The 26,089-nt window shown below is 41.8% G+C and carries 17 protein-coding genes; 12 read left to right on the top strand and 5 right to left on the bottom strand.

The genetic code is table 11. The features are described 5' to 3' along the window. Positions 1-10: 10 nt before the first annotated feature. The 8 genes from N5O98_RS05300 (at position 11) to N5O98_RS05335 (ending at position 11,043) form a co-directional block, all read left to right on the top strand. The gene (locus N5O98_RS05300) at positions 11-1,261 is read left to right on the top strand and encodes an alginate lyase family protein (RefSeq protein WP_004307763.1); all 1,251 of its coding nucleotides are present in this window, start codon (positions 11-13) and stop codon (positions 1,259-1,261) included. 24 nt (positions 1,262-1,285) lie between these two features. Further along, positions 1,286-4,378, top strand: coding sequence for a SusC/RagA family TonB-linked outer membrane protein (locus N5O98_RS05305; RefSeq protein WP_004307764.1), 3,093 nt, complete (start codon positions 1,286-1,288; stop codon positions 4,376-4,378). An 11-nt stretch (positions 4,379-4,389) separates the two neighbouring features. Next, positions 4,390-6,111 (top strand): RagB/SusD family nutrient uptake outer membrane protein, encoded by a 1,722-nt coding sequence (locus N5O98_RS05310; protein ID WP_004307765.1) that lies wholly within the window; start codon positions 4,390-4,392, stop codon positions 6,109-6,111. Positions 6,112-6,157: 46 nt separating this feature from the next. Then, positions 6,158-6,469: an L-rhamnose mutarotase gene (gene rhaM, locus N5O98_RS05315; protein WP_004307766.1), complete on the top strand. Its 312-nt coding sequence runs from the start codon at positions 6,158-6,160 to the stop codon at positions 6,467-6,469. Between the two features lie 27 nt (positions 6,470-6,496). Continuing rightward, the gene (locus N5O98_RS05320; protein ID WP_004307767.1) at positions 6,497-7,981 is read left to right on the top strand and encodes an alginate lyase family protein; all 1,485 of its coding nucleotides are present in this window, start codon (positions 6,497-6,499) and stop codon (positions 7,979-7,981) included. Positions 7,982-7,998: 17 nt separating this feature from the next. Next, on the top strand, positions 7,999-9,240 hold the full coding sequence (locus N5O98_RS05325; RefSeq protein WP_004307768.1) for a BACON domain-containing protein: 1,242 nt from the start codon (positions 7,999-8,001) through the stop codon (positions 9,238-9,240). Between the two features lie 70 nt (positions 9,241-9,310). Then, on the top strand, positions 9,311-10,744 hold the full coding sequence (locus N5O98_RS05330; protein ID WP_032845740.1) for a sialate O-acetylesterase: 1,434 nt from the start codon (positions 9,311-9,313) through the stop codon (positions 10,742-10,744). 170 nt (positions 10,745-10,914) lie between these two features. Continuing rightward, positions 10,915-11,043 (top strand): hypothetical protein, encoded by a 129-nt coding sequence (locus tag N5O98_RS05335; RefSeq protein ID WP_256387961.1) that lies wholly within the window; start codon positions 10,915-10,917, stop codon positions 11,041-11,043. An 83-nt stretch (positions 11,044-11,126) separates the two neighbouring features. On the opposite strand, the gene N5O98_RS05340 is transcribed toward N5O98_RS05335, so the two are convergent. Further along, the gene (locus N5O98_RS05340; RefSeq protein ID WP_004307770.1) at positions 11,127-12,371 is read right to left on the bottom strand and encodes a hypothetical protein; all 1,245 of its coding nucleotides are present in this window, start codon (positions 12,369-12,371) and stop codon (positions 11,127-11,129) included. A 415-nt stretch (positions 12,372-12,786) separates the two neighbouring features. On the opposite strand from N5O98_RS05340, the gene N5O98_RS05345 reads away from it, so the two are divergent. The 4 genes from N5O98_RS05345 (at position 12,787) to cysK (ending at position 17,271) form a co-directional block, all read left to right on the top strand. Then, positions 12,787-14,109 carry an ATP-binding protein gene (locus N5O98_RS05345; protein WP_004307771.1) on the top strand — a complete coding sequence of 441 codons (1,323 nt, stop codon included), beginning with the start codon at positions 12,787-12,789 and terminating at the stop codon, positions 14,107-14,109. 921 nt (positions 14,110-15,030) lie between these two features. Further along, entirely contained in the window at positions 15,031-15,831 is an 801-nt protein-coding gene (locus N5O98_RS05350) for an alpha/beta hydrolase (RefSeq protein WP_004307772.1), read from the top strand. Between the two features lie 29 nt (positions 15,832-15,860). Further along, the gene (locus tag N5O98_RS05355) at positions 15,861-16,202 is read left to right on the top strand and encodes a cupin domain-containing protein (protein WP_004298587.1); all 342 of its coding nucleotides are present in this window, start codon (positions 15,861-15,863) and stop codon (positions 16,200-16,202) included. A gap of 121 nt (positions 16,203-16,323) precedes the next feature. Next, positions 16,324-17,271, top strand: a complete 948-nt coding sequence (gene cysK, locus N5O98_RS05360; protein ID WP_004307773.1) for a cysteine synthase A — start codon at positions 16,324-16,326, stop codon at positions 17,269-17,271. A 240-nt stretch (positions 17,272-17,511) separates the two neighbouring features. On the opposite strand, the gene N5O98_RS05365 is transcribed toward cysK, so the two are convergent. The 4 genes from N5O98_RS05365 to N5O98_RS05380 form a co-directional block, all read right to left on the bottom strand. Beyond that, positions 17,512-19,806 carry a glycoside hydrolase family 3 N-terminal domain-containing protein gene (locus N5O98_RS05365; protein WP_118160985.1) on the bottom strand — a complete coding sequence of 765 codons (2,295 nt, stop codon included), beginning with the start codon at positions 19,804-19,806 and terminating at the stop codon, positions 17,512-17,514. 112 nt (positions 19,807-19,918) lie between these two features. Further along, entirely contained in the window at positions 19,919-21,181 is a 1,263-nt protein-coding gene (locus N5O98_RS05370; RefSeq protein ID WP_004307775.1) for a hypothetical protein, read from the bottom strand. Positions 21,182-21,201: 20 nt separating this feature from the next. Then, a complete protein-coding gene (locus N5O98_RS05375; RefSeq protein ID WP_004307776.1) occupies positions 21,202-22,878 on the bottom strand; it encodes a SusD/RagB family nutrient-binding outer membrane lipoprotein in 1,677 nt (558 codons plus the stop codon). Positions 22,879-22,889: 11 nt separating this feature from the next. Further along, the gene (locus tag N5O98_RS05380) at positions 22,890-26,078 is read right to left on the bottom strand and encodes a SusC/RagA family TonB-linked outer membrane protein (RefSeq protein WP_004307777.1); all 3,189 of its coding nucleotides are present in this window, start codon (positions 26,076-26,078) and stop codon (positions 22,890-22,892) included. Between the last annotated feature and the right edge of the window lie 11 nt (positions 26,079-26,089).

A 26,089-nucleotide genomic window follows, 5' to 3' on the forward strand; every position in this document is an offset into this window, starting at 1 on the left:
TCATTACTATATGAAAAACAAGTTGATGAAGGTATCGTTGTTACTGTTTTTGATGGCTCTCATCGCAGGCAAGTCACTTTCTCAAAACCAACCGGTTAGAATTAAAGCGGAACATCCCCGCCTGATTCTGTCGAGTACGGACATTGAGTTGATGCGGGGAAATGCTCTTTCGGGCATTGAGCCTTGGAAAACAGCTTGGAAAAAACTGGAAAGTGAGATAGACGGTTATGCAGATGAGAAATGGAAACCGAATGTATATCGGGGAGATGCCAGTATGTCTTTCTATAAAGCCGCCATACGTGACGGGTCGGCTGCAAGAGATTTGGCAATAGGCTATCAGATCACTAAAGATAAACGTTATGCGCACAAAGCCATTGAAATAATCAATGAATGGTCTTCTCCTAAAAATGCTCCGGGCACTTATTTCGATCCGGATAAATTCTATCCTAATACCGGTATGTTGGTTTCACGTGGCGTATTTGCATTCCTTTATGCCTATGATTTGCTTTGCGCGGATAACTTGATAGGAAAAAGTAAGCAGAAACAATTTGAGGCATGGCTCCGGATATTGCTTCCTCATATAGAAGAAGGCGTGAAACGCTGGGTGGAGAATGACTACTTTGGAAAACAATATTTTCAGAATCATATAGTTGCAGAAGTTGTGGGGTTGATGTCTATTGGCATTATTTTACGTGATAATGAGTTGGTGAATTATGTATATGACGGAGAAACAAATCCACATAATATAAAGAAGGTAATTGAGGGTATCATTTTGATGAAAGGACAACCGCCTTACTGTGGTGAGCCCGGCTCATGGTCAACACAGGATGGAGAGATTATGGATCGTTACAGACATTTTGCATTGACTCATTACGGACAGACTACAAAGCCGAACAGAGCTTTACAGTATGCGGGATTGTCGACTAATTTGCTAATGATAGCAGCAGAGATGGGACGTTTGAACGGTCTGGATCTTCATCATTATGTAGCTCCTACCGGTGAGAGTATTAAATTACCTTTGCTCTTCTATGCTGATTTTTATATCACTAAAGATGCTTCTATTAAGGGAGGATTTTATACAGGTGAAGACTCTTGGATTAACTACAACGATCAATCAGTATTTACATTGTGGGAGGTAGGGCATGTCCGTTATCCGGAGGAGAAAATCTTTAATGAGGTTTTGCATACCAATGATCGTACAGCTCATAACCTGCATTTGTTAGGTCCGGTGATTCTGACTCACGGACGCTGTATTGAATAAAATAATCTTTAATAATTAATATCTATGAAACAGAGAAACATCAGTAAAGGAATATATTCATTATATGTGATTATGTTCATGCTCATGATCCCGATAGGAGATCTGTGGGCGCAAGATCCGTTAAACATAAGCGGTAAAGTCGTAGATGTGAACAATGAGCCCCTGATTGGAGCTACCGTTCAGGTAAAAGGGAAGCAAACAGGGACCATTACTAATATAGAGGGGCGGTTTTCTGTCAAGGTTCAGGCAAAAGATATACTTGTCATCTCTTATATGGGATATACTTCTCAGGAAATGATTGCATCAAAGGCTAATGGAGCGACTATCACTTTGGTTGAGGATGGGAAAACATTGGAAGAAGTGGTGGTAGTAGGATACGCTACCCAGAAAAAAGTGAATTTGACAGGCTCGGTATCTACGGTGAACCTGACTGAACAGGCTGAAAGCCGCCCGATGACCAGTCTTTCAACCGGATTGGCAGGATTAAGTTCGGGACTGTATGTCAATCAGGGATCAGCCCGTCCTAATAACGATGGAGCTACCTTGCTTATCAGGGGACAGGGAACTCTGAATAATTCTTCACCATTGATTATTATTGATGGAGCAGAAGGAAATATAAATGAGGTTAACCCACAGGATGTAGAATCTGTTTCTGTACTGAAAGATGCGTCATCTTCTGCTATCTATGGTTCAAGAGCCGCCAATGGGGTTATCTTGATAACGACCAAGAAAGGCTCGGAAGGCAAAGCGTCGATTTCCTATAATGGGTATGTTTCTTTCCAGAAACCTTCGAATACAATTGAAACTGTATACAACTATGCCGATTATATGGAGTACTATAACGAAGCGGCTTATAATGTTGACCCGACAGCAATGCCGGTATATTCGGAACGGAAAATAGCGGAATGGAGAGTTCACCCCAATGAACCTTACTTGTATCCGAATACAAAGTGGGAGGATGAAGTTTTTTCAACAGGGGTGTCTACTAATCATAATTTATCATTCTCTGTCGGAAACCAAAAACTGAAAGCATTTGGATCTGTAGCTTATCTGAACAATCCGGGTATTGTGGAGAATTCGGCTTATGAAAGATTTACCGCCCGTTTGAATGTGAATGCCGAACTAAAGCCTTGGATTACAATGGGAATGAATATTAGCGGTCTGAAATCAAATGCCGAGATGGGTTCCAAATACATGAGTTCGCTTTTTAGTAACATCTCCAGCCCCGGTATTGTTTACCGGCATCCGGATGGCAGGTATGGATCTGCCGAGAATCTGGAAGAGAATCAGCAAGTGCAAAGTCCTCTCTATCATCTGAATATGTATCAAGGAGATATTGAAGTTAATAACTTCACTTCCCGCTTTTGGACGAATATAAAGGTTTTCAAAGGTTTAAATATAGAAGCATCTTACACGTATCGCCGTAATAATTCGCAAGAGGAAGAGACTCCGGTTTATGCTGACCGTTGGAGTTTTCAATCTAACACAATAACCCAGATGGCAGCTGGTAGAACGTTTGTAAGGAATAAGAATTGGACTAATACGCATCACGTAGCTGATGTGGTAGCTCGTTATCAGAAGACATTTTTTGATAAGTTGGATGTAGGTATATTGGTGGGAGCTAGTCAGGAAAAGGATAATGTAAAATGGTTTGAGGCGAAGAGATATGATCTTCTTGCAGATAATTTGTCTGTTATTAATGGTGCTACCGGAGATTCTGAAACAAGTGGGGCTGCAACAGACTGGGTGATGCGTTCTTATTTCGGACGAATAAACCTGTCATGGGCGGACAAATATCTGTTTGAAGGGAATATTCGCCGGGACGGTTCTTCCCGCTTCCATAAGGATCATCGATGGGGGACGTTCCCTTCTTTCTCCTTGGGATGGCGTATGTCGGAAGAGAACTTTATGAAGTCAATTAAATGGCTGGATATGTTGAAGTTGAGGCTCTCATGGGGTGCATTGGGTAATAATGTGGTAGATAATTATGAATACCAGTCTGTGTACAATAAAGATAATTATGTTTTAGGAAACTCTGTTGTGCCGGGATTGGCACAGATACAGCTGGCTAATGCAATGGTTTCATGGGAAACGACCTATGTCACCAATATCGGACTAGACTTCAGTCTTTTTGGTTCAAAGCTGGATGGAACAATAGAACTTTTTAATAAAGATACGCATGATATTCTTATCGATTTACCAGCACCATTGCTTGTTGGTAATGCGTCTATCCCTACTCAAAATGCAGCAAGAGTGCGGAATAGAGGTGTGGAAATGAATCTGAAGTGGAATCATAGGATTGGTAAAGTAAACTATTTTGTGGGTGGTAATTTTACTTTCATAGACAATGAAGTAACCCGGTTTAAAGGAGAGGAAAGGTCGATTTCGGGGACGAACATGATTCAAGAAGGCTATCCTATCAATATTCAATATGTATTGGCGGTAGACCGGATTCTTCAAACGGACGAAGACATGTTGTTTGTTGAAAAGATGATTAAAGACGCACCGCTCGATCCTACCACCGGACAACGTGTTAACCCATTTGCTTCTTATGGAACTCCGAAGAAAGGTGATTTCTTATATAAAGATTTGAATGGTGACGGTGTCATCGACGATAATGATAAATATGCAGTAGGGCATGGACTTGCTCCCCGTTTGACGTATGGCTTCTCATTAGGGGCAGAATGGAATGGGTTCGACTTCTCTTGTTTGTTCCAGGGAAATGCTGGTTTGCAAGTATATTGGCAGGATAAATTTTATATGGGATATATTAATTATGGAGATGTAATCAACAAAGAAATAGCCGAAGGTGCCTGGCGGGAAGGGCGTACAAATGCTACTTATCCCAGATTGCTGACCGGTTTGAATACGTTAAATGCTCAACCGAGTGATTTTTGGGTTCAGAATAAGTCATATTTACGATTAAAGAACGTTCAGATAGGATACAAGATTCCTAAGAAACTTCTTCAAAAGCTGGATATATCCCAACTTCGACTATACACAAGTTTGGAGAATATGTTAACCTTTACTTCCTATAAAGGGATTGATCCGGAGATAAGTGGTACAACTTATCCGACGATGAAGCAGATAACGGTAGGTGTAAATGTAGTCTTTTAAAAAATACGATTATGAAAACAGTCAATTATATTATGGTAGCGGTTGTAGTGACACTGGGATTCAGCGGTTGTTATGATCTGGATGTGGCTCCGTATGATAAGGTCGCTCAAAATAACTATTGGAAAACGGAAGCCGATGCCAAATCGGGAGTTATGGGGGTATATGCCCAACTGAAAGATTACGGTGCTTATGGTTATATGCCTCTTTTCGACACTTACTCGGATATAGGTCACGGACCGGGTGGACCTGTTGAACAGGGTACATATAACGGTGCATATGATTTCCTGGTGCAAAACTGGCAAGACACTTATGATGGTGTGCAGCGTGCCAATACCGTTATTAAGAATGTATCAAGCATGTCAATTGACGATCAGGTGAAAAATAATGTCTTGGGAGAAGCTCATTTTCTGCGGGCTTTGTATTATTTTCATTTAGCTGATTTTTTTGGCGGAGTGCCTATCTATGATGAGAGTTGGGAAGTTTCCGAATCTTTCAATGAAATGTTATTGCCTCGTAATTCAAGAGAGGAGGTTTGGAATTTCATTATTAAAGATCTGACTTTTGCAATTGCAAACCTTCCTCTCAAATGGGCGGTATCCGATTATGGAAGGGCGACAAAGGGAGCGGCTTATGCATTACGTGGAAAGGCGCATCTGTATACAAAGAATTGGTCTGAAGCGATTGCTGATTTTGAGGAAATTGTATATAACAAAACTAATCAGTATGGTTATCAATTGTATCCCGATTATCTGACTTTGTTCACTTCGGCAGGACCGGTTCCTAATGATAATGAAACGGTATTTGCCATTCAAAATAAGGGTACTACTGACAATTTGTATGGTATGCCGCTTTGTACTTTGTATGGAACACGCGGCTCTTATGGTGGTGGCCGTGCTACTTGTATGCCGTCGGTAACTTTAGCGGATATGTATGAAGAGAAGGATGGACAGAAGTTTAACTGGAATAATTATATTCCCGGATATAATGAAAGTGATGCTGTGAAGAAAAAAGCGTTTCAGGCAACCTTGAATTCGACCAAACAGAAATTGGAAGCAATCCCTGATACCACTTTATTAGGTGAGATTTACAGAGGGAGAGATCCGAGAATGATGCAATCATTGATTGTTCCTTACTCTTATTATAATGGCTATATAGTGGGAACAGGGGCTAAAAAGCAATTGTATGCGATTGCGGCAGGTACTACGGTGGCCAATGGTTTTATTCAGAATGACAGAGGATGGAATGTGTATTTCTACCGGAAGTTTGTTCCGATTGAAGATATGGGTGGTGCCATCACCAATCGTAATCACACTCCTATCAACTTCCCTATCATTCGTTTTGCAGATGTGTTATTGATGCTGGCTGAAGCTTATAATGAAGATAACCAATTGGACAAGGCTGTCGCTGAACTGAATAAGGTAAGAAAAAGACAGTCAACGAGTATGCCGGCATTAAATAGTGGACCGGTCTGGTTACAGGTTTCAGATAAAGAGGATATGTTCGAACGTATTATGCACGAGCGGGCTGTGGAACTTGTTGGTGAAGGACACCGTTTTAGTGATTTAAGACGTTGGGGGGTGGCTGTGCAATATCTGAATAATCGTCAGGAGAAAGACTTTACCGGAGAGATTCGCTTTACCCGTAAGTTTACGGAAAGAGATTATCTATGGCCGATCCCAAGTGAAGAAATTCAGCGGAATCCGGCTCTGAAACCTAATAATCCGGGATGGTAACTTGTCTGTTTTTTGTATGTACTTAGTAAACAAATGGAGGTGAACAATGAAAAGAGAAGCTTTTAAAATGTATCTGAAACCCGGTTTTGAAAAAGAATATCAAAAGCGGCATAGCGAAATATGGCCTGAATTGGTAAAGCTTTTGAAAGCGAACGGAGTGTCCGATTATTCTATATTCTGGGATAAGGAAACGAATGTGTTGTATGCTGTGCAGAAGAATGATGGTGCAGGCTCGCAAGATATGGGCGATAATGAAATCGTGAAAAAATGGTGGGACTATATGGCAGATATCATGGCAGTTAATCCGGATAATTCACCTGTCAGTATTCCATTGGAAGAAGTTTTTTATATGGAATAAGAACATTAACTATTAAACGAAATTAATATGAAATTAGAATATAAACATTCGATCATCCTGACTTTGCTGTTGTTAGCACAGATGCTTATGGCGTGTAATGATAATGCGAAGAATACGGAAATAGCTTTAGTTTCAGATGATGCTGTTAATATTGGATATGGTGGCGGGGAAGAACTGATTAAGTTCATTTGCTACGATAACTGGACAATTTCATCAGATGTGTCGTGGATAACATTTGGGGGGCCGACAGAGGGTAGCGGCAATGCAATCATAAAGATTCATATAGAGAAAAATACATCTGGAGGGGATCGTACAGGAAAGCTCTCTATTACTTGTGGAGGTAACATAAAGATAATAGAGATCAGGCAATCTGTAAAAACGATTGATATAGAATATAAACACCCTTCTATCCTTTATACCAAAGAGGAATTGTTGAATATAAAACAAATGGTTGAAGGCAACAGTTCGGCAAGTATAACAACGACTTACAACAATCTGATGAAGCGCTGTAATAATGCACTGACTTATACGGCGGCTCCTTATACGGGACAAGATCCTACAAAGTTTATTGAAGAGAGTTATGTTCCCGGATCAAACTCCCGCGATCTGGCTTTGGCATACTGGTTTACAGGAGATAAAAAATATGCCCGGAAATCAATTGAAATAATAGAGGTTTGGGCGAAAGCGTGTAAAGACATTAGTTATGTGGCTGATGCGGGTAGTGCGATGTATCTTACCAGAGGTATGTATCCAATGGTTTGTGCTTATGACATGCTGATTTCGGAGAATATCATGAGTGATGAGACAAAGAAGAATATAACAGATTGGTTTCAGGTGTTATATAGGGAAGGGATGATTAGTATCAATTTGTGGGAAGATAACGATTACTTTAATAAGCAATATTATCAGAATCATCTTGTAGCCCATTCAATGGGAATACTGATGCTTGGACTGGCTACAGATAATGATGAATTGGTTCAGTTTGCTATCGATTCTCCTGCAAATCCAAGGGATGTAAAAGAGTTGTTAAGCGGCTGTATATTGATGGATGGCGATACTCCGTGTTCAAGAGAAAAAGCTGGTTCGGCTCCTCCTGTGAAGGGAGAAATTTATGACCGTTACCGTCACGACACAGGACCATTAAAAGGATTACAATATACGCATCTCACACTCACATTATTGTCTACAACTGCTCGTATGTGTTATAATAATGGGTTGGATTTGTTTGCATATACAGCTCCGACCGGAGAGAATTTACGTTACTGTTTTGAGTATTACAGTGATTTCTACCGGTCTATGGATTCATGTATAAAGTCAGGATATTATTGTGGTGAAACGGAACGTATGACAAAAGCCGGTGATAATCCGGGTATGTATGAAATGGGGTTGCGATATTATCCGGATAGTGAACCCATCAGGCAATTGATAAATTCGGGTACATTCAACAGAGAGTCGTCATATATGGACTTATTGGGATATACCCGGCTTCTTTCAGCAGAAATTAACGAATAATTCAAAAGTGATAGATTATGAGAAAATATATTTCAGACCATTGGATAAAGTCATTTATGATAATGATAGGTATCGGGCTGTTCGGAGTGTCTGCCGGAGTTTTGCAATCATGTGACGATGATGATGAAATACAGAACAAACCGACTCTTTATATCGTAACGGAAGATATTGAAGCTCTTAGTACTTATGGGGGAACTATACCGGTAGAATTCCTTTGTAACTTGGACTGGCAGGTATCAACAGATGCCACTTGGATCACTTTGGACACTAAGGCGGGCAGTCAGAGTGCTACCATAAATGCAAAGGTTACTAAAAATGATGAGGGGGCGGATAGAATTGGTGTGATTAAGATAGTGGCTGGTGAGTTGGAAAAAAGATTGAATATCCATCAGAAATACAGAGATACTTCTACGCCACAGTTAAACATCACTACCAAAAGTCCTATCAAACTGGATTTTGAGGGTGGAAGGAACTCAATATCTTTCGTTTGTAATGTCGATTGGGAGGCTTCAACCGATGTAGAGTGGATTAGTTTTACCAGTGAAACTTCGGGCTTGGAGGATGGAACCTTGAATTTTGTAGTGGAAAAGAATGGGGATGATGTGATCCGGGAAGGAAAGGTTACTATTACTGCTCAGGGTATCACTAAAAGTGTAGATATTGTTCAGCAAACTGAAGCAATGGGGGGAGTGAACTTATTGGATACTCCTGAAGAAGATTACAGCTTTGAGAGAATTACTACCAACAAATATTGGCCGGCTCTTGGAGAATGGGGCGGATCGGACAGTCAGGGGATTGGTAAATTTGGAGCAAGTGCCACTGCCGTCCGGGTTGCTGCAAACTCGCCTATACCTCACACCGGATCATCTTATTTATTTGTACGTATGCGTGAAAACGAAACGGGCAGTTCTTTAGACTGGTTATGGAGAAAGGTGAAAGGATTAACTCCGGGTAAGTCTTATACATTCTCTTTCTGGTTTAAGACTCCTTCAGCGGCGGAAATGCCTCAAACCGGAAATATCAGGCTTGGTGCGGTGATCAATGAAACAGACATACCGACATTATCTAATCCATTGGCTCCGGAAGTTACTTTTGGATTTGTTGCGGCTTCCGATGGAGTTTTAAGCAGTTCTGATGAGCATAAGAAAGTTTCTTATACTTTCACTATGCCTGCCGATAAGACAGATGTATATATTGTTTGGAGAAGAAATGGACATCAACAGCCGTTCCTTGACGATATGAGTTTGGTAATGAATTAACGGATATGAACGAATCTTGGCCCAGGATACAATTTTAATGTAGACCTGGGCTAAACTTTATATGAACAATATGAAAAAGCTTCTAAGTATTTTGATTTTATGCTTCTGTTTTTCATCTTTTATACAGGGAAAGGTTAAATTACCTGCTATGATGGGAGATCACATGATACTCCAGCAAAATAGTAGTGTTAAGCTGTGGGGATGGGCAGATAATAAGAAAGTTACTGTTACTACCTCCTGGAATAATCAGACTTATCAGGTATTAACGGATAAGAACGGAGCTTGGTTGGTAAAGGTGGATACTCCTGGGGCAAGTTATACTCCTTATTCCATCACAATTAGTGATGGAGAGGATGTTATCCTTTCAGACATATTGATAGGGGAGGTTTGGATTTGTTCCGGTCAATCTAATATGGATATGCGTATGATGGGAAATACGGGACAACCTATTGATCGTTCATTGGAGACGATTCTGCATGCAGGTAATTATCGTAACCGTATCCGCTTCATTGCTGTTTCGAGAACGAAAGATGCACAGCAACGGATTGATTTTGAAGGGAGAAAATGGGAGGTATCGGCACCGGAAGCGGTCATGACTTGTAGTGCGGTTGCTTATTTCTTTGCAAAACAAGTCACAGAAGTGCTCGATATTCCGGTAGGGCTGGTCATTAGTAGCTGGGGAGGTTCACGGATAGAATCATGGATGAATGAGAAAACATTAGCTTCTATTGATGGAGTAGATATAGAGGCTGCCAGAAGTTCGAAATTAAAAATGCATCATCGCTTGGGGTGTATGTACGATACAATGTTGTGGCCTGTGAGGAACTTTACCGCACGTGGTTTCCTTTGGTATCAAGGAGAGTCGAATATCTTTAACTATTACTGTTATGCTCCTATGATGACTGCTATGGTTCAGTTATGGAGAGAGGTTTGGGAAGCACCGAATATGCCTTTTTATTATGTTCAGATTGCTCCTCATAAGTATAAAGATAGTCAGGATACGGATGCGGCTTTATTAAGAGAAGCGCAGATAAAAGCTCTTGAAATAATACCCAACTCCGGCATGGTTTCTACTGCCGACATTGGTGATGAGTTTTGTATTCATCCTCCTCAAAAAGATGTAGTAGGACTTCGTTTGGCTACTCTGGCTTTAACTAAGACATATAACATTTGTGGACTTCCATCTACCGGGCCAACGATGACGAAAGTCAATTACTCAGAAGGTAAGGCAATTGTCACTTTTGATAATGCTTCTGCCGGATTGACACCAGCATTCTGTAACCTGAAAGGATTTGAGATTGCAGGGGCTGATAAGAAATTTTATCCGGCTCAAGCACAAATTATAGACCGTACACCCACAGTGAGAGTTTGGAGTGAACAAGTAGAACAACCGATAGCTGTGCGGTATGCTTTTCGTAACTATGTAGGAAATATTTCATTGCGTAATACTTTTGGATTAGCTGCATTCCCTTTTCGAACGGATGCGTGGGATGATGTGAAATAAACAAGATGTTTTATTCAGGATAATTGATCATACTTTCTTTATAATAATCTCATAATAAATTAAGTATGATATTATCCTGAATATAATCATTATATAGTTCTTTGTTCTTTATTAAACCTTAATATTGCATTTACTACTCGGAAATTAAGTTGGAACCCATGTTGAATAAGATGAGCATCTCAAAATATATATCATTAGAAGTGGTGTCAGCGAGCGATAGCAATGGTGATTCAGATTCAGATAGTGGTGGGAATCCGGGTGGCAATAGCGGAAGGGAAGCTCCTGATCCGGCAGCTTAATTGAAAGAGTGGATGTTGTGTTACAACAAAACATAGGGTATTTTACCGAGGATACCCTATGTTTTTGTTGTTGAAAATGGAAGCTAGTTTATTTGTATAAATGATATAATAGTACTATTATTAGATTCATTGATTGTATTCTCACTAAATATGCCTTTATCAATTTTTGCAGCAACCAATTCACCAGTAGAAAGTTTTCGAGCTCTAAAATGTACTATATCATCAGATTGCACATATATCTTCGAGTATATTATGTTTGGATAATCATAAAAAATGTAATTCCCGGCTCCATTAAATATCATTTCTTTTGTTCCATTTGTTAGATTAAGGCGGAAAATATCACCATCTTTTTCCCAATAAAGATAATTTTCAGTACAATGTATATCATAAATTGTATAAGAATTAACCGCACAAGTATAATCAATAATATTGTTTGGACTTTTTATTACTAATACTTTCTCTTTATTGAATGCAACAGTCATATTATCTTTTCTTAGTATTGAAAAATAAATATCATTCGGTGTATTGGGGTCGTATATAATATTATGGGTTATGACTTGAGTTTCAGGGTTAATTAATGTTTGTTTAAGTTTTCCATCTTCAAAATAAAGTAAACCGCCATTTTCATATTTCTTTAAAGTAAATCCTGAAGGCATATTATCTCTATCGCCAATAACTTTTGTTCCATCAGATAAGATGCATAGTAAGTGGTCAGTACTTTCCACTCGACAATATACAGTTCCGTTATAATCTACATCATATTGATTGACAATATAGTTATCCGATATTCTGTTTGCTATAATTTTGTTATTGATATTACCTTGAATTTTATAAATGGGACGATTGTTGTTTTCATTGATTGTTGCATATATGTATTGGAATTTGTCATAGGGAGGAATATAATACTCATGATCATATTGTCCCCAAAATGATTCTGGAATTTCAAATACTGCTCCATCGGTCTTTCTTATATAGTATTCGTATTGACCTTCTGATGTTTCGAAGTTGAAAGCGATTAAATTATCATTAGCAGGAAATATTTTGCTGTTGAAAAACTCAATGTTATTTCCGTTTTCATCTTGTACTTTAATTTTTGAGCTTGTTCCATCTGCAAGTATTTTATATAAAGCATATGAACTGTTTGTTCCTAAATCTCTAGTTTGTATTATGCTAATATTGTTAACTGTAGTATATAAAGCTTTAGCACCTGATATGTCTAAATGTGTGACTTTCCCTATAGTTATAGTTGGGTTGATTGATTCACTTTTTTCTTTTTCACAACCATATAAAATAGTGATAATTAATGTTGCTAATAAAATTCTTTTCATATCTTTTTGTGTTGAGTTTTTGACAAATGTAATTCAAAAAAGATTAGATTGTTAGGTTTTATAGATATTTCTCATTTTTAATCTAAAAATCAACTAAAGGCTGATACAATGAAGGATTGACTTGCCTATGTTTTAAGATGATTTCTTTGCTGTTTTGCCTATGTTCTTAAAATAAAAGGTGCTGATATGCGTATCTAAACTGGAAATCCTTCCGTCCTCGGAGGGATTTCTTTTTAATTATACGTGTCTGTAAATTTGTCCGCGGATTTTATTTATCAGATATAACTTATTAGTTGCCAAGTATTAATATCTGAATTTTTCTTTCGTTTTATATGGATAATGTGTATATTCGCACAAAACTCATATCAAAAATGTGTAAATTATCACATTTCTGATATTAAAAATGTGATTTGTTATGTTTGAAAGAGATATTATCAGGCAATTGTCGGCATGGAAAATGGACGTGAATAGGAAGCCACTTGTTATTCATGGGGCTCGTCAAGTAGGAAAGACATGGGCTTTGAAGTATTTCGGGAAGGTATATTTTGAGGATGTCGCCTATTTTAGTTTGGATAAAGATGAAAGCGGGCTTTGCGATATCTTTAAAACGACTAAAGATCCTAGGCGGATTATTCAGCAATTGTCTTTCTTGCATGGGAAGAAAATCAATCCTCAAACGACTTTACTCATATTGGATGAGATTCAGGAGTGTAATGAAGCACTAAACGCACTGAAATATTTTTGTGAGGAAGCTCCCGAATATGCGGTAGCTTGCGCAGGTTCTTTATTAGGTATTTATTTGAATCATATTGGCAATTCCTTTCCGGTGGGAAAGGTGAATCATTTGTCTATGTATCCGCTTACTTTTACGGAATTTCTGAAGACAAAAGACCCGAATATGTATGAGTATCTGTGTTTTATTAAAGAAATAGCTCCTCTTCCTCAAATATTTTTCGATAAGTTGCGTGAATCATTTGTTGCCTATTCCATTTGTGGCGGTATGCCCGAACCTGCTACTCTAATGATTGACTTCAATGATATGGAAAAGGTGGATTCGGCACTTCGGGATATCTTGAATGACTATGCATTGGATTTTGTAAAACATACTACGTCGGCATTGGCTCCCCGCATTAATTATGTATGGAATTCCTTGCCTTCACAATTGGCGAAGGAAAATCGTAAGTTTGTTTATCAGTTGGTGCGTCCCGGCGCCCGTGCTCGTGAGTATGAAGATGCTATTTTGTGGCTGGAGCAGGCAGGACTTATCAATAAGGTCGTATTGAGCAAGTCACCCAAATTACCATTGAAAGCGTATGATGATTTGAGTACATTTAAACTTTACGCATTAGATGTAGGACTGTTGAGGCAGTTGTCGGAGCTGGACGCAAGTGTTTTGCTTCTGTCTACTCCCGGCTATATGGAATATAAGGGAGCTTTGGCAGAGAATTATGTGTTGCAGAGTCTTACGGCACAGTTCCAGGCATCTTTTCGGTATTGGACTTCCGGCAATAAGGCTGAAGTAGATTTTCTGCTTCAATACGACAATCATATTTATCCGATAGAAGTGAAAGCAGACCAGAATGTAACAGGTAAAAGTCTGATTCAGTATGAGAAGCTTTTCCAACCCGTTTACCGGATTCGGTATTCAATGCTGAATTTGAAACAAGATGGTAATTTGATTAATATCCCCCTGTTTTTGGCAGATAAGACAAAAGAGCTATTGAAGGATAAAAGTTAAAAGAGTCTTCTGAAGGAATTAGTAACCTTCTTAAAAAACGATGATTCTTAAAAAAGGAATATTTAATCATTGGAAGAAGGACGTGAATTACAGTTTGGTAAAGAAAAGTAGGAAAATGTCCTGCATTTGTAATTACACGATTCTCCCTTTCTGCTGTTTCGAAAATATGCCTATCAAGCTGCGATAGATTTTTATGTATTTTTGTTATTTGGAGAACAGATGCCCGAATAACTAATCATTTTATTGTTTTTTCCTTTCCGATATATTATGGTAAACTAGAGATAAAAATGTTTCTTAATAGTCCATTTTTATCTTCTTCACCGAGGAGCGATAGCTTCCCCGGTGAGGAACAAGTCGATGCACACCGAGGAACACTTCGTTGGTTTTAAAGCAATGAGCGGTTTCTGAATAGAGAAAGATGCATATCCTGTTTGCTTTCATGCAATATTAGGCATCTTTTTGTATGCTCATGCATTTATTTATGCAGTTTATTTTCCGGTTCGTTATTTTCTAATTGGCCATTTCCTTGTATAATATTAAAAATAGAACATTGAAAGTATATATTATCAAGTGTATAATTATTTAAAAGACGCTTATTGATGGAAGGGCGTTCGGTGCTGAATGTTCGGCTAAAGACGGTGGGTGCTTATAATGTAGTATGGATGAAATGCAATTATATAAACAATATCAATAAGTGATTTTTCATTTTGAAGTGGCAGATTGAATAGCGTTTGTTCAAGTTGGAAGAACTTTCCTTTTTAATCAATAGTTAGTGCTTCAGGTAATACAACTTTCTTTTCTTAGTCTTTTTTGCTTATGTTTTTGGAATAAGGTCTTATCTTTGTTCCCGTCTGAAGAAAAGAACGAACTGTTTAGGCTGATAGTTAATATAATATTGAACCATTGAAAATAAATAAAGTCATGAAAAAGATTTGCCTTCTTCTCTTTTTGCTTTGTGCTTGCATTGCTCAAGCACAAAATGCTTATCGCACAAACAAAGATATATCTTATGTCTCTGGCTCCGAAACGGACACCTATCGTCTGGAACGTTGTAAACTGGATATTTATTACCCTGAAAACAAGAAGGATTTCTCAACTATTGTCTGGTTTCACGGTGGTGGTATGGAAGGCGGAAATAAATTTGTCCCAAAAGAATTGAGAGAACAAGGGTTTGCAGTAGTGACGGTGAATTACCGTTTGAGTCCGAAAGCAAAGAATCCGGCTTACATCGAAGATGCGGCAGAAGCTGTGGCATGGGTTTTCAAGAATATTGAAAAGTATGGTGGTCGTAAGGATCACATTTTTGTTTCCGGTCATTCTGCGGGAGGCTATCTTTCGTTGATTCTGGCAATGGATAAAAAGTACATGGCAGCATACGGAGCAAATGCCGATAGTGTAGCTGCTTATCTTCCGGTGAGTGGTCAGACGGTGACACATTTCACTATTCGCAAGGAACGAGGTTTGCCTGACGGTATTCCGGTGGTTGATGAGTATGCTCCGGTAAATAAGGCCCGCAAGGAAACTGCTCCTCTCGTGTTGATTACGGGGGACAAGCATCTGGAGATGGCGGCAAGATATGAAGAAAATGCGCTGCTGGAAGCTGTCTTGAAAAGTATAGGTAACAAGAAGGTGACTTTGTACGAAATGCAAGGATTCGATCATGGTCAGGTACTCGGTCCGGCATGTTATCTGATTGCAGATTATGTGAAGAGATTCAAATAATATAGTTATAAATAAGAATAGATTGGAAGATGAAAACACGCAGTGATGCTTTTCAGTTTGAGAAAGAATTGGATTGGGAGAAACCGGCTCCGGGAATCCGTCGCCAGATAATGGGGTATGACGGGCAACTGATGATGGTGAAAGTGGAATTTGAGAAAGGTGCCGTCGGCTCTATGCACCAACATTATCATAGCCAGGCTACTTATGTTGCAAGCGGTAAGTTTGAATTGACCATTGGAGATCGGAAAGAAATTCTTTCTACAGGTGATGGTTATTATGTGGAACCTGACCAGCCTCATGGATGTGTTTGTCTGGAAGCAGGTGTATTGATTGATACATTCAGCCCCATGAGAGCTGATTTCTTAATATAATATTTGGCAGGAAGTCAGATATATGTGGTATGAATTTACCACATATATGGTATTTACCCTGAACAGAATCCGCACTATCTTTGTCATATATTAAAACAAGAGAAATTTAAAACAGATATATATGGAAAAGATAGCAAGAAAATTGACGGATTTGGTAGGTAATACTCCGTTATTGGAACTTAGTAACTATAATGTAAGTAACGACCTGAAAGCTCGTCTGATTGTAAAGATTGAATCTTTCAATCCGGCAGGAAGCGTGAAGGACCGTGTAGCATTGGCTATGATTGAGGATGCAGAAACGAAAGGAATTTTGCATCCCGGAGCAACTATCATTGAACCGACCAGCGGGAATACCGGCGTGGGATTGGCTTTTGTTTCGGCAGCTAAAGGCTATAAACTGATTCTGACGATGCCCGATACCATGAGCATCGAACGGCGTAATCTTCTGAAAGCTTTAGGTGCGGAATTAGTATTGACTCCTGGTGCAGATGGTATGAAAGGAGCCATTGTCAAAGCTGAAGAACTGAAGGCGGTCACTCCGGGAGCTGTCATTTTACAACAATTTGAGAATCCTGCTAACCCTGCCATGCATTTACGGACTACCGGTCTGGAAATATGGAGAGATACCGAGGGGAAAGTCGATATCTTTGTGGCCGGAGTAGGTACTGGCGGGACAGTTAGCGGTGTAGGGGAAGCGCTGAAGATGCGTGATCCGAGTATAAAGATTGTGGCAGTAGAACCTTCTGATTCTCCGGTACTATCGGGAGGTAAACCAGGTCCGCATAAGATTCAGGGAATCGGTGCAGGGTTTATTCCTAAGACGTACAAGGCTTCTGTCGTAGATGAAATTATTCAGGTGCAGAATGACGATGCCATTCGTACGAGTCGTGAATTGGCTAAACAGGAAGGTTTGTTGGTAGGCATATCTTCAGGAGCAGCCGTATATGCTGCTACGGAACTGGCGAAGCGACCGGAAAATGCCGGGAAAATGATTGTTGCATTATTACCTGATACAGGTGAACGTTATTTATCTACCATTTTGTATGCTTTTGAGGAATACCCTTTGTAATAATGCCGCTTTCCTTCAGATAAAAACAACCGCTCCTTTGGGCTCAAACGATTGTCTTTTTGTTGTAGACATACAGTCGTTTGGATCAAGAGGAGCGGTTGTTTAAATTTGGTTGAACAGCTGTTAGAGGCTGTTCAGCCGGTTAGATGATAATTTGAATTCACCACAAAGTAACGCAGTGTCTCATGGAGTTATTGTCGGGAGTGTATACATTAATAATGCGCATTTACTTATAAATGCCTACTTATAAGTAATAGTCACTACTTGATTTCCGCATTGCATACGGAAATCCCCTTGTTCCAGTACCCATTGCCCGTCAGAATTGACAAAAGCCAAGTCGCTGCCTTTGATGGATAGAGTGACAGTTTGGGTTTCGCCCGGTTGTAGTTCCACCTTTTTGAAGGCTCGTAACCGGCGGTTTTCGGGAGTAAGCGAAGCCACAAGATCACTGCTAAATAGCATGACAACTTCTTTTCCGGCATATTTACCGGTATTGGTTACATCTATGGAAAAGTGCAAATCATCTCCTGTGGTAAACGAAGATTTGTCCGTTTGGAAATTGCTGTATTCGAAAGTGGTGTAGCTCAATCCGTATCCGAAAGGCCATTGAACGGAGACTACCGCATTGTAGTCGTAAGCTCCTTCCATTTTGTCCATCTCTTCACTCACCCGATAATCGTAGGTAGTCAGTGCTGCTTCGTGTCGCGGATATGTGTAAGGCATCTTGGCACTGGGGTTCACGTCTCCTGCCAGAATGTTCGCTAATGCATCGCCACCATAGTTTCCGGGTAATAGAATGTCAATAACAGCATCAGCCAATGGCTCCAACTCGTTGATAATGCGGGGACGACCCTCATTGAGTATCAGGATGATCGGTTTTCCTGTAGCGGCAAGTGCCTTTACCAGTTTGCTTTGGTTGGCGGAGATGGCAAGTTCGGAAAGATTACCGGGTGTTTCGCAATATGAATTTTCACCGATGCAGGCGATAATAATATCCACGTTGCGGGCGGCGGCCACAGCTTTCTCAATTTCCGGTTCATTTTCTTCCATGTAAGCACCTTCGGGTTTGTAGGTTACGCCCTGTTCCAGACGGACATGATCGGCTCCGAATTTGTTGCAGATTGCTTCGTAAATGGTGTTATATTTATCGGCAAATCTGTCGGTCAGATGTCCTTGCCACGAATAGCTCCAACCGCCGTTCAAGCAACGCATAGAGTTGGCGTTCGGACCGGTTACCAGTAGCTTTTTCCCTTGAGGAAGCGGAAGAATATTATCTTTATTTTTTAGCAATACTTCCGATTCTTCGGCTGCATGAAGTGCGATAAGTGCATGCTCCTTGCTGCCGAAGAGAGGATAATCTTTCAATAAAGTGTTCGGATGATCGAACAGACCCAGACGGAATTTAAGTCTAAGCACCCGGCGGACGGCATCGTCAATACGGCTCATGGGCACTTTCTTCTCTTGCACTAACTCTTTTAGTAGTGTACAATAATTGAGATCATACGGTTCCATAGCCATGTCTATACCTGCATTGATTGCCATTTCGATGGCTTCTTTTTTGTCCGCCGCCACATGTTCGCGGGTATAAAGATTGTTGATGTCCGCCCAGTCGGTGATTAACATTCCGTCCCATCCTAAGTCTTCTTTCAGCCATTGTGTAAGGAGTTCGCGGTCGGCGTGCACAGGCTTTCCGTTGATGGAACCACTGTTGACCATTATAGTCAGTGCACCAGCTTCCACACAAGCCTTGAACGGTGCAAAACATTTCTCACGCAGTTCGGAAACCGATATATAAGCCGGTGTGCGGTCTTTACCGGTACGTGGCATGCTGTATCCCATGTAATGTTTCACGGAGGTGGCGATTCGGTCGGCGGGAATATGGTTAGGATCATCTCCTTGGAAGCCTCGAACAGCAGTGCTGCCCATAATGGCATTGACTAAACAGTCTTCTCCATAATTTTCCCATACACGTGGCCAACGGGGATCACGTGCCATATCGACGGTGGGGGAGTATGTCCAGGGACAATTGCTAGCCCTTGTTTCATAAGCCGTTACACGTGCCGCTTCGTAGGTCAAATCCGGATTGAAGGCAGCCCCCATATTGATATTTTGAGGAAAGAGCGTGCCGCCCAATGTATAGGTAGTACCATGATTCTGATCCAGACCGTAGATACATGGAATACCAATCTCCGCCATCGACAGTTCTTGTATTCGACCGATAATCTCGTTCCACTTTTCAGGGCTTTGTGCTACCGGGCCGGGAGCATTTAGAAACGAACCTACCTTGTATTCAGCAATCGCTTTGTGGAGTTTTGCCTCGTCCAATTGAAATTCACCATTTATCGTCTCTCCTAATACATCAATGGCAAGCTCGGTCATCTGCCCAATCTTGGCATCGAGGTCCATCTTTGATAGAAGCTCTTCCACTTGTTGTTCTATTTTTGCGTCTTCAGGAATGGCAGTGGGAACTGCCTGTTTGGAACAGGCAGTCATTGCGACAGATGCGGTCATTAATATAATATTTCTTAGTTTCATTATGATTTGTTTTTAAGTAGCATCGTTTATGTAATCTGTCATTCAGAGGACTTTAACCCGAAGAATGACAGATACTTATGGTATGAATGATTTTTAAACTTACTTAGGAACATTATTTCACGGTTACCAAATCTACATAATAGCCATGACCTACACAGATGAATCCGTTTTCGGCTTGAATCATATTCAGCATGTCTTGGGTCAGTGTCAGTGCGTATTCACCGTTTTCCGAGAAGTTTATCGGGTCTGTGAAGTACGACCAATTGCCGGTAGCAAGTCGCATCTGATGATATTCGGCAGTAGGTTCTATGGAGTAGACAACTTTTAGTGTTGATCCGGCTGTGATACCGGCAAATACATCCATTGGAATCAAACCAAAAGTTTTGTTGGGATCACCGTCCGGCTTATCCCACGAAACGTAATGGTGTCCCGACCAAAGTGTTATTTCGGTAGATACGGTCACAGTCTGTTCGGTAGTTGTAACATTGTCGTTTAAGAACTGCACAGCCTCTCCGCTACGAGTTTTGCCTGTCATCGTATAGCTTCCATCAGACAACTCCGGACAAGTCAGCGTAACTTCCGTAGAAGATTGATTGCTGAATTGAGACACCGTCTGTCCGCCGATAGTTAGAGAAGCGATATTTTCAAGATTGATACCGGAAATGGTCCAGTCCACGTTGGCAGTAGCCCGGTTAGCCCCCGAAATGACAAGGGAAGCATTGGTCACTTTCACCATGTCGGCTCCATATTCATTGCCGGCGGCATCTTGCAGAACGATACGGTAATCGCCTTCGCTTACGCCTGTCGGAACGATGTATTCCAGATAGTTCTCGTCTTCCGATTCAACATAAGTAGGATCGGTGATCGTGTTTCCTCCCAAGAGGATAGCTGTTACGTTTTGTAGATTACTGCCATATAAACGGGCAGTCTTACCGGGAGATACAATTCTCTCAAAGGCTACTTCTTTAGATTGAGGGTCATCAGCCAATGGGTTGACCACCACTAATCCTTCACGGGAAGTCTTCTTCCCTTTCACAGTTTCCACTTCTATTTTCAAATTATACGTACCGGCTTTCAGACTACGGTTGATTTCTTTGTCGGAGTCGGTACCCGATTCTACTTCCTGTCCATCAATGAACCAGGTTACTGTGGTGTAATCTTTCGGAGTCACGGTCAGCGCGATGGATAAGTTCGCATCCCGGCTGATGTTGGCGAATGTTGCCAATTGGCCGTTCGTCCTGTCAGGGAATACCGGAGCAAGGATATGCGGATCATCATTTTCCGTCACCGTAGCGAACGGTTCTTCCTCGGTGCATGCAGTAAATGTGGAGCCTACAGCGAGTAGGGCAAATAGTGCAATATATATCTTTTTCATAATGGATGATTGTTTAATAGTTAGTTTTCAGTATCCCACCACAGAAGGCTGTGCCAATTGTCTGTTCCTCCCATGCGCTCGATGGCTTCATTGTAGCTTTTCTTATTATAGGAAGATTCCAATACAGGATAGCAGAGACGTACCGGAATTTCCGTTCCACCGGTGAGGTATTGTCCGAACCCATATTCTGCCGGTGATTTCAACTTCGGATAACCGGAACGACGCACGTTTGCCCAACATTCGGCAGGATTGGTGAAGTGAAGAATCCAGGCCTGTGTATTGATAGCTTCAAGTTTCTGATTGTCCGTATGTCCGAACGTCCCTCTACCTTGAATGAATGCATCAAACTCTGCATCAGTAGTAGCCGTGCAACCGTAGTTGTCTGTCAGGAAATCCATAGCTGCACGCACTCCTTGCTTGTAAAGATCTTCTGCCAAAGCACTGCCAACGTTCCATTTTTTCACAGTAGCTTCTGCCATCAGGAACTTCACTTCTGCAGAGGTCATCACTACGCCCGGATTGTCGCTTTTTAGGAAATTATTGGCAAGTTTGGGTTCCACTTCACGAGCCATGGTTGCTGTAACAGAAGGGTTGTTAACGGCTAATTCCTTACAAATATCGCTGTCGTATCCTGTAGGCCATGGCTCCCACGAGTAGGAACCCGGGTCGCGCGGACTGAAATCAATCCCTTTTTCAATCATCTCCTGGGTGATGTCGACACGATTGTCGGGACTGGTGGCACTCATCAGCCCGTCATAATAACAACGGGAAATTTTGAATGTACGAGGATCACCGGAATTGTATAACTGATTAAAGAAAGTGGAACAGAGGTAACTTGGATTATTAGCGGGGTCGTTGCCGAACAATAACTGTGACAATGAATTTCCGCGATAATCAGAGTAAGCTTCTTGTCCGAAACTAAATGCGATTGTCATGTATTTGATGAGCGCATCGCTTGAGGCGTCCGTTATCACACCCCCATTGGCAGCTAAAGCATTTTCAAATTCCGTTTGTGCCTTTGTAGGATTGACATTGGAGATTCGCATGGCAAAACGTAGGCGAAGCGAGTTTGCCAGTTGTTGCCATTTAGTTACGTCACCGGCATAGATGAGGTCACCTGTCACTTTATCTTTGGTCGGATCGATTTTATTGATGGCATCTTCCAGCTCCAGAAAGAAAGCGTTGTAAATATCTTCCTGTTTGTCATACTTCGGATTGAACTTTCCTTCGAGGAATCCCAGGCCGGCTTCACTGAAAGGAGCGTCTCCGTAAGTGTCGGTGATGATAGACATAAGATAAACCCGATAAATGCGGAGCACAGAGTTGATGTTCACTTTCTCTGCATCTTCGGCTGTGCGATATTGAGCATCAATGATATTCTTCAGGGATTGAGTGTAGAACGATGTCCAGATACGGCTCATTTCATTATTGTCTAGCGTATGGCGTCCACCGTAGTTGGTGGTGTTCCAACATCCCATCAGTTGTTGGGTGAATGCATAATGGTAGTTACGGTAGATTTCCATCATACTAAGGTCTCCGTACGTTTGCAGTTGGGCAGTGGTGAGCTGAGCATTCGGGTCGATGGTAGCGGCCTTGGAAGGGTCGGTATTCATGTTTTCCATGTATTCATCGCTGCAAGAAGCGAAAAACAGGGCACATGCCATCGTGATGATTGTGATGTATTTAGATTGTCTCATGATATATCTTTTTAGAATTTCACATTTACATTAAAACCATAGCTTCTGCGTGAAGGCAACGAACCGTATTCAAGTCCCATACCGGTGGTATTGTTGTAGTTGGAATCCGGGTCGATATTCGGGATATTCTTCCATACGATGAACGGATTGCGGGCAACGAACGAAACGGTCAGTCCGCTTACTACATTCTTCAGCCAGGATTTGGGTACATTGTAACTCAACGTCAGTTCACGGCATTTCACGTATGAGTTGTCGTAAATAAACATAGAAGGTGCATTACGGCAAACGCTCATCCAGTAGTCTTCCGGATTGATGTAGATGTCGTTGGGACGATATGTTCCATCACCGTTGTCGATGACACCCGGAGCAACGAATCCGCCTGTCGGCTTCCAGTTATCGGCTCCTTTCGCAATGCCGGCTGCCAATCTTTCTTCTTCCGAGCGATACCAGGCGTCGCGTCCTGCCAGTGTCTCCGGACTTTTACCCGATTCGTAAGCAGCACGGGCAGACATAGAATAGAGGTCGGCACCTACTTTCACATCGAATACCGCTACCAGCGAAAGATTCTTGTAGGTAAAGTTGGTGAGCAATCCACCTGTCCAGTCCCAAGAGGCATTACCCAATACGTGGTTGCTCTTGTCATATTGCGGCAGACCGGTTTGCGGGTCAATCAGAATATCTCCCTTTTCGTTCCGTTGGAAGTCCGGGCCTACAATAGAACCAAAGTTCTCGCCTACCTTAGCGGCTACCTGAACGTCGAGCCAAGATGCTTTTTCCAGTTCAAACATATCCGATTCGCCATCCAGTTCTTTTACTTTGTTGCTGTTTTTGGAGAAGTTCAGATTAATGTCCCAGGAAAAATCGCGTGTTTGAATCGGTCGTGTGCTAAGGGCAATCTCAATACCTTTGTTTTCTATCTTGCCGGCATTAATCAAGCGATAGTTGTAACCGGTTGTCCAGGAACTTGCCATTCCCATAATCTGGTTTTTACTGATTTGAGAATAGTAGGTGAAATCCAGCCCGATACGGTTCTTCAGGAATTTCAATTCCAATCCCATTTCCACGGAGTTTGTTTTGGTTGGTTTCAAGTTTTTGTTGGGGATGGTTCCGTTATCGATATATCCGATGGTATATCCGGGATAAGCATATTTGGATTTCGTATAGACGAGTCCCAATTGATAAGGATCGGTATCGCTACCTACTTGCGCCCATGACATACGCACCTTTCCGTAAGGCAGGAGGTCGCCCAGTTTTGTCAGCTCGGAGAATACAAAGCTGCCGGAGAAAGAAGGATACATATACATGTTGTTGCCAGTGGGAAGGGTAGACGATTGGTCGCCACGCAACGTAGCATCGAGGTAAAGCATGTGTTTCCATCCCACGTTCACTGCTCCGTAAACCGAATTAATCTGCTTGCGGTAACTGCCGGGCACTACACTGATCTCGTTGAAGCTCGTCAATGAAGGGACATCGCGTATCTTCATGTCTTGAGCGGTGGTAACGGTGGTCTGGTTGTTCACCTTATATACATTGCCGCCTAACGTAGCGTTGAAATCGAAATCACCCCAATGGTTGTTGTAGAGAGCCAACACTTCAAAGTTGTACATGCGGTTGCGGAAAGCACTGTTTTGAAGTCTTCCGGCTTCGAATCCGGGAGTGGTAGGTGCTTTGTAATCATCGAACGTGAACCAGTTGAGTTCGGCACCCAGCGTTGCCTGAAGTTTCAGATGTGGGTCGATGTTCCATACGGCCTTGCCGTTCATGCGGAACAAGTCTTTCTTGGATTTATTGAAGTTCTTATAGATATCCCAGTACGGATTCACGTTGTAGGGATCCATGCCGTTCCAGTTGGAATATTCGCCGTCGGCAGTCTGATAGGTTTGCAACCATTCCTGGTCGTAGGTGGTGGCAAGGGTCATCAGGTTTTTACCGATATTGGACTTGCTGTCGCCCAGTGCCGGACGGTTCTTCACGTCTTCCCGTGTATAGTTGACGCTGAAATCCAGGTCTACCTTTCCTGCAGACGTATTGGCGCGCAGGTTGAAAATGTCACGGCTCATGTGCGTCTGGGGAACAATGTCTTTATTGCGCATATCCGTATAGGTAAAGCGAATTCCGGTTTTTCCGCTGTTCACACCTATGATGGCGGAGTTGGTGGCGGTGATACCCGTGCGGAAGAAGTTGGACGTATTGTCGGGGACAATGAGGAAAGGGCGTTCTACGCCGTCGAAATACTTCAGCATGTTTGAACCGTCCGCTTTGGGGCCCCAACTTTTGTTTGTGTTGGATATGGCATCATAGCTATAAGTACCGTTGCTTCCCATACCGTATATCTGTTGCACTTCATCCCATTTGGCAAGTTGGGTGTCGAAAGTCAGCGTTCCGTTATATTCCACACTGACTTTATCCTTGTTGGCTCGCTTGGTTGTAATCAAGATAACACCGTGGCTGGCACGGCTACCATAAAGTGCGGACGCCGCAGGGCCTTTCAATACCGACATGTTTTCTACGTCATCAGCATTGATGCTCGAAATACCGTCGCCCAAGTCGAAGCCTCCGTTTGTGCCGGCACTGCCGAAATTGGTGTTGTCCAAAGGTACACCGTCCACTACATAAAGAGGCTGGTTATTGCCGGTCATTTCGGTACTGCCTCGCAGAATAACGCGCGTAGAACCGGAAGGACCACCGGCGGTCTGGCTGACTACCAAGCCCGGCACACGTCCTGCCATGGAGTTGATAAGATTCGTCTCTTTCGCTTTGGTCAAGGCTTCACCTTTCACTTCATCAATGCCGTAGCCCAACGCTTTGCGCTCTCTCTTGATGCCAAGGGCGGTAACTACCACTTCATCCAATGCTTTGGCATCCTCTTTCAAGGTGATGTTCAAAGGACCTCTTCCCGCTTTTACTTCTTCGGATTTATAACCCACGTAGCTGACAACGAGCGTAGCTCCCGCTTTTACATTCAAACTGAAATTTCCATCCAGATCGGTAATCGTTCCGTTGGCAGTTCCTTTCTCCACTACGGAAGCCCCAATGATGGGACCTGTGGCATCGCTCACTTTTCCGGTTACCTTGTTGCTTTGTTGTTGAATAGCCTGGGAACTTGGTTCCGTTGCTGCATACACTTGCTGGAAACTTCCCGCCATCCAAAGGGCGAGTGTTCCGCAAAACAGTAGATACTTACATTTTTCCATATTCATAGCATGTATAT

The sequence above is a fragment of the Bacteroides sp. LFL-34 genome (assembly GCF_027257075.1).
Taxonomy (GTDB): domain Bacteria; phylum Bacteroidota; class Bacteroidia; order Bacteroidales; family Bacteroidaceae; genus Bacteroides; species Bacteroides ovatus.

Bases quoted from the DNA above. Each gene is read 5' to 3' on its own strand.
- N5O98_RS05365 (WP_118160985.1), bottom strand. From the start codon at position 19,806: ATGAAACTAAGAAATATTATATTAATGACCGCATCTGTCGCAATGACT.
- N5O98_RS05375 (WP_004307776.1), bottom strand. From the start codon at position 22,878: ATGAGACAATCTAAATACATCACAATCATCACGATGGCATGTGCCCTG.
- N5O98_RS05300 (WP_004307763.1), top strand. From the start codon at position 11: ATGAAAAACAAGTTGATGAAGGTATCGTTGTTACTGTTTTTGATGGCT.
- N5O98_RS05310 (WP_004307765.1), top strand. From the start codon at position 4,390: ATGAAAACAGTCAATTATATTATGGTAGCGGTTGTAGTGACACTGGGA.
- N5O98_RS05345 (WP_004307771.1), top strand. From the start codon at position 12,787: ATGTTTGAAAGAGATATTATCAGGCAATTGTCGGCATGGAAAATGGAC.
- N5O98_RS05320 (WP_004307767.1), top strand. From the start codon at position 6,497: ATGAAATTAGAATATAAACATTCGATCATCCTGACTTTGCTGTTGTTA.
- N5O98_RS05335 (WP_256387961.1), top strand. From the start codon at position 10,915: ATGAGCATCTCAAAATATATATCATTAGAAGTGGTGTCAGCGAGCGAT.
- N5O98_RS05355 (WP_004298587.1), top strand. From the start codon at position 15,861: ATGAAAACACGCAGTGATGCTTTTCAGTTTGAGAAAGAATTGGATTGG.
- N5O98_RS05325 (WP_004307768.1), top strand. From the start codon at position 7,999: ATGAGAAAATATATTTCAGACCATTGGATAAAGTCATTTATGATAATG.
- N5O98_RS05370 (WP_004307775.1), bottom strand. From the start codon at position 21,181: ATGAAAAAGATATATATTGCACTATTTGCCCTACTCGCTGTAGGCTCC.
- N5O98_RS05305 (WP_004307764.1), top strand. From the start codon at position 1,286: ATGAAACAGAGAAACATCAGTAAAGGAATATATTCATTATATGTGATT.
- cysK (WP_004307773.1), top strand. From the start codon at position 16,324: ATGGAAAAGATAGCAAGAAAATTGACGGATTTGGTAGGTAATACTCCG.
- N5O98_RS05330 (WP_032845740.1), top strand. From the start codon at position 9,311: ATGAAAAAGCTTCTAAGTATTTTGATTTTATGCTTCTGTTTTTCATCT.
- rhaM (WP_004307766.1), top strand. From the start codon at position 6,158: ATGAAAAGAGAAGCTTTTAAAATGTATCTGAAACCCGGTTTTGAAAAA.
- N5O98_RS05350 (WP_004307772.1), top strand. From the start codon at position 15,031: ATGAAAAAGATTTGCCTTCTTCTCTTTTTGCTTTGTGCTTGCATTGCT.
- N5O98_RS05380 (WP_004307777.1), bottom strand. From the start codon at position 26,078: ATGAATATGGAAAAATGTAAGTATCTACTGTTTTGCGGAACACTCGCC.
- N5O98_RS05340 (WP_004307770.1), bottom strand. From the start codon at position 12,371: ATGAAAAGAATTTTATTAGCAACATTAATTATCACTATTTTATATGGT.